Below are 4,845 nucleotides of genomic sequence, written 5' to 3'. Positions count from 1 at the left end.
CGCATCCGCGCCCACGTCCTGCTCTGCTGGCTCGGACTACTACTCATCCGCGTCGCGGAAACCCGCACCCGCCGACGCTGGCCCGACCTACGCCGCGAACTCGACCGCATCCACCTCGGCACATTCACCGGCCCCGCCGGCACCTTCCGTCGCCGCACCAAACTCACCAACAGCCAGACCGCGACCCTCACCACGCTCGACCTACCGGTCCCGCCGCTGATCACCGAGGCGACACCCGCAACCACCTGACCTGCAACGATCCCACCGCCTAGTGACACGCCCCGCCACCAGGCCCACCAGCGTTTCCCCAGATCAGACACCAGATTCACCGACCAGACAGCTCCATCATCTGCGGAAGGCGGGTCATGGTGCTCCCTTCATTGATCGAACGAATCGACTCCGGAGTCTGCAGACCCGGCTCGTGGTGATCTCGTGAGCCGGGCACCTACGCCGTCATCGCCAGTTTTTCTCACACCAGTCTTCAATACCTCGACACCTCTCGCGACCCCCTCCCTTCCAACTCCCCATCTTCGCGATCATTGTGCGCGTCGCGATGACCGAGTCGTCAATTGATCAGGAATACCGTCGGGTATTCTGGGAACCGCCGCGCATGCACGCGTTATCGACGCCGAGGAGCATCTAGATTGCCCAGGTCCTGTCTCGTTCCGAGTGAGCTGGCCGCTGGCACTAGCCTGGCGCACAGCGGCTACCCGGTGACTACTGGCCGGCTACCGACCGGCTGCGATCGACGTCATCCCGACATCCGGGATCATGGCGAGGAGTGAACACATTGACATTCGAGTTGCCTGTCGGTGAAGAGTGTCGCCTGGAATGGAGTTTTCGCGTGTTGGGCCCGGTCGAGGCATTCGTCGAGAACAGGCAGGTCACATTGACTGGCGCCACGAGATCCTTGCTGGCGGTCCTGCTGACCGATCCGGGAAAGGTGATCAGTTGCGGACAAATCAGCACCGGTATTTGGGACCACGAGCCACGCAGCGCGCGCAAGGCGGTGCAGTCATATGTCGTACGCCTGCGCACCGCGATGGCCGCGGCACATCCGCAAGCACCCGCGGTCGTCGTGACCAGGGCTGGCGGGTACTTGCTCGACGTTCCCCGGAATACGGTGGACACGGTCCGGTTCGAACGGTTGCTGGGTGAAGCTCGACGGGATTGGCAGTCTGGCGCGTTCCTGCCGGCGCGGCAGAAACTGTCGTCTACCTTGGAACTGTGGCGCGGGGAGCCGTTCGAGGACTGCCCGGACCTGCCGGCGGCCGAAGGCCCCAGAGCACGGCTGATGGAACTTCACGTCGACGCCGTCGAGATGCGCGTCGACGTGGACCTTGCGCTCGGCCACGGTCCGGAACTCGTCGCTGAACTGGCCGAACTGGTGACCCGGCACCCGCATCGGGAACACTTCTGGAGCCAACTCATCCTGTCGCAGTACCACGCCGGCCGGCAGGGCGACGCGCTCGGCACGTACCGGCGCGCCCGCCAGGTTCTGCTCGAGGAGGCAGGGGTGGAGCCCGGACCCGAACTCCGCCAGCTCGAACACGCCGTCCTCGTCCAGGACCCCGCGCTGTACCGGACGGGCCTGTTCCGGCACGGTCAGATCGGCATGGTGGTTCCCCAGCATCTGCCACCCCATGCCACCAAGGTCGTCGGGCGAGCCGAGGAACTCGCGCAGCTCAACGAGCAGCTCGAAGGCGCTGGTCCGGGCGGGGTGATCATCGCGGTAGACGGCGGCGCCGGTGTCGGAAAGACGACCTTGACCGTGCACTGGGCGCACCAGCTCGCAACGCGCTATCCCGATGGACAGCTCTATGTCAATCTGCATGGCTTCGATCCGGCCGGCAACCCGATGCATCCGGCCGACGCGGTTCGCATGTTCCTCGAGGCGTTCGGAGTACCGCCCGGCCGTATCCCGTCCACCATCGAGGCAATGGTCGCCCTCTACCGGACCGTGGTTGCGGATCGCCGGGTGCTGGTGCTGCTGGACAACGCCCGCAACGCCGCCCAGGTGCGGCCCCTTCTGCCCACCGGACTCGACAGCGTCGCGATCATCACGAGCCGCAACCGGCTGAGCAGCCTGGCCACCCAGGAAGGAGCGCACGTCGTCACACTCAAACCGTTCACCACGGCCGATGCGACCGAACTGCTGTCCCAACGTCTCGGCCCGGGTCGGCTTGCCGTCGAGCCGGACGCGGTGGCGGACCTCATCAAGCTGTGTGCGCGGCTACCGCTGGCACTAGCCATTGTCGCCACCCGCGCCGCCACGAACCCGCGGTTCCGGTTGCGAGACCTCGCCAACGAACTCCGCGACGAGCGCAGCAGGCTCGACGCGCTCGACACCGACGAGCCCGGCGCCAGTGTGCGCAGCGTGTTCTCGTGGTCGTACCAGAGCCTGAGCCACCCAGCGGCACGCATGTTCCGCCTGCTGGCACTGCACCCCGGCCCGGATGTCGGTCTCTCTGCCTCAGCGAGTCTCGCCGGGCTTCCACACCCCGACGCGCGGCGCGCCCTGGGCGAACTCACCCAGGCGCATCTCCTGGAGGAACGCGCTTCCGGTCGATTCGCCGTACATGATCTGCTGCAGATCTACGCGATGGATCAGACTCTGCGGCTCGACACCGACCAGGACCGACAGGAAGCGCTGCGGCGCCTGCTGGATCACTACCTGCACAGCACCCACTCAGCCGACCGCCGTCTCAACCCGATCCGGGATCCCATCGACCTGCCGGCACCGACAGCAGGCAGCAAGCCCGAGACCTTCACCGACTACGCCGAAGCCTTGGCATGGTTCGATGTCGAGCGCCCCGCACTCCTCGCGCTGGTCAGCACAGCGGCACAGCACGGGTTCGATCAGCATGCCTGGCAGCTCCCCTGGGCTCTGGCGACGTTCCTCGACCGCCGAAGCCACTGGAACGACCTCGCCGCCGCCGCCGAAACCGCGCTGACCGCCGCCCGTCGGCTGTCGAGCCGTCCCGGTCAGGCGCGTGCGCACGGTCTGCTCGGTCGCGCGCATGCCTGGCTCAGGGCACCCGACCTCGCCCATGACCACTTCGGACGTGCGTTACGGCTGTTCGAGCAGACCGACGATCTCGCCAACATGGCGCTGACCCATCGGGCCGTCGCCTGGGTGTGGGAACAACAGGACCTGCACGCTCAGGCCCTCGAACACGCCCGGCGAGCGCTGGACCTGTACCGAACCAGCAACCGCAAGGACGGCACAGCCCGGGCGCTGAACTCGGTCGGCTGGTACTGCACTCTGCTCGGCAAACCCAAGCAGGCCCTGACATTCTGCGAGGAAGCACTCGCATTGCACCAGGAACTCGACGACCTCGACGGGGCGGCCCACACGTGGGACAGCATCGGACACGCCCACCACCGGCTCGGCCAGCACGACCAAGCCACAATCGCCTACCGTCACGCCATCCGACTGTTCGCCACGCTCGGTGACAGCTACTACCAAGCGGCCGTCCTCGTCCGTCTCGGCGACACCCAGAACGACGCAGGTGAACGCCACCACGCCGCGGTCACGTGGCAGCAGGCGCTGGAGATCCTCACCGAACTGCGCCACCCCGACGCCGCGACCGTCCACCAGAGACTCCTCGAACTGGCCGACAGCCGGTCGCGCTGAAACCGCACCGGTCTCATCTGGATCATCACCATGAGTCCTTCATCGTGATCTGGATACTGTGGCGGCAAGCAGTACGTGGTGCATAAGCCATACGCATCGATCTGCCTCTACCGCCACCGTGCTCAGCCGTAACGCAACATGGACCAACGGCCGACAACCCCTGGACCTCTTACTCGCCGCATTCAGAAACACAACCGCCGCACATGCCCATACCTGGGCGCACGCGGCCGTCCTTGACTGCAAGATACTGCGGACACCGGCAGTCTCGAGGACCGTTTGAAGGCGGTAACCGTTATCACACTCGCGGCGGAGGCTGCGCGACCCGAACGAGCGGCAATGTTCATAACTGCGCTCGAACAGGGTGCATCCGAACACGCCAAAACGTGGTGCACTCAGCCCTCGACAGCCTGTGGGTCACAATAAAGAGCACGCCGCCTACCGAAGAAGCAGTAACAGCATTTCTCCAGATCTTGAGCCGCCTCGATGACAACTACCGCCAGCACGGCACACACCTGATCCTGAAAATAAAAGAGTAAATTCGCTGACAAGGGCCATAAGAATCTCACCACCGAAGACCGGTGACGCAAGGCGAACCACTCCCAGGCTCGCTCCCGAGCCTGACATTCCACGGATCTATGCCACGCGAAATGAACCAGGCCGTCTCCCGGAGGAAACGGCCTGGTCAAACTATGTAGCCCCGACGGGATTTGAACCCGCGCTACCGCCTTGAGAGGGCGGCGTCCTAGGCCGCTAGACGACGGGGCCGCGACCAGAGAGAACAGTACCAGAAGCGATTTTGCTCTCTCCGCTGGGGTACCAGGACTCGAACCTAGACTAACTGAACCAGAATCAGTCGTGCTGCCAATTACACCATACCCCAATGCGGCTGGGCGGTTGTCCGCTCCAGCAGCACCGCAGAAGATGTTAGACCACGCCCTCCCGGCAGCGGTAATCGGCCCCTTCGGACAGGGACAGGGACGGGGTGCGGTACTCGCTGACCAGCAGTTCCGGCAGGTCGGACAGGCTCTCAATGGTCTGGATGCCCGGCTCCCGGGCCGGTCGCGTGCCGCTGCGGGCCAGCCACACTCCGTGTAGGCCGGCGTCTCTCGCGCCCTTGGCGTCCGTGTCCAGGAGGTCGCCTACGTGCATCGTTTCCGCCGGTGGGACGTCCAGGCGGGTGCAGGCCGTGTGGAAGATCACTGGGTCGG

Annotated in this window: 2 protein-coding genes, 2 tRNA genes and 1 pseudogene; 2 read left to right on the top strand and 3 right to left on the bottom strand. The window is 65.3% G+C overall.

All coding sequences use genetic code 11. From position 1 onward, the window contains the following. Together ACJ73U_RS28260 and ACJ73U_RS28255 are read left to right on the top strand one after the other, a co-directional pair. A pseudogene (locus tag ACJ73U_RS28260) lies at positions 1-249 on the top strand (transposase); the annotation flags it as partial. A 541-nt stretch (positions 250-790) separates the two neighbouring features. Further along, complete coding sequence (locus tag ACJ73U_RS28255; protein WP_407780763.1) at positions 791-3,637, top strand: AfsR/SARP family transcriptional regulator; 2,847 nt, start codon at positions 791-793, stop codon at positions 3,635-3,637. Between the two features lie 692 nt (positions 3,638-4,329). On the opposite strand, the gene ACJ73U_RS28250 is transcribed toward ACJ73U_RS28255, so the two are convergent. The 3 genes from ACJ73U_RS28250 to ACJ73U_RS28240 all read right to left on the bottom strand — a co-directional run. Continuing rightward, positions 4,330-4,402: transfer RNA gene (locus ACJ73U_RS28250), tRNA-Glu, on the bottom strand. Positions 4,403-4,445: 43 nt separating this feature from the next. Next, positions 4,446-4,517 (bottom strand) — tRNA-Gln (locus ACJ73U_RS28245). Between the two features lie 44 nt (positions 4,518-4,561). Beyond that, the coding region (locus tag ACJ73U_RS28240; protein WP_407780762.1) for an HAD family hydrolase at positions 4,562-4,845 on the bottom strand (284 nt) is incomplete at its 5' end.

This window comes from Actinophytocola sp. (genome assembly GCF_045807065.1).
In the GTDB taxonomy this organism is placed as follows: domain Bacteria; phylum Actinomycetota; class Actinomycetes; order Mycobacteriales; family Pseudonocardiaceae; genus Actinophytocola.
The sequence above is the reverse complement of the archived record's forward strand: the minus strand, read 5'-3'. Positions and strand labels throughout refer to the sequence as shown.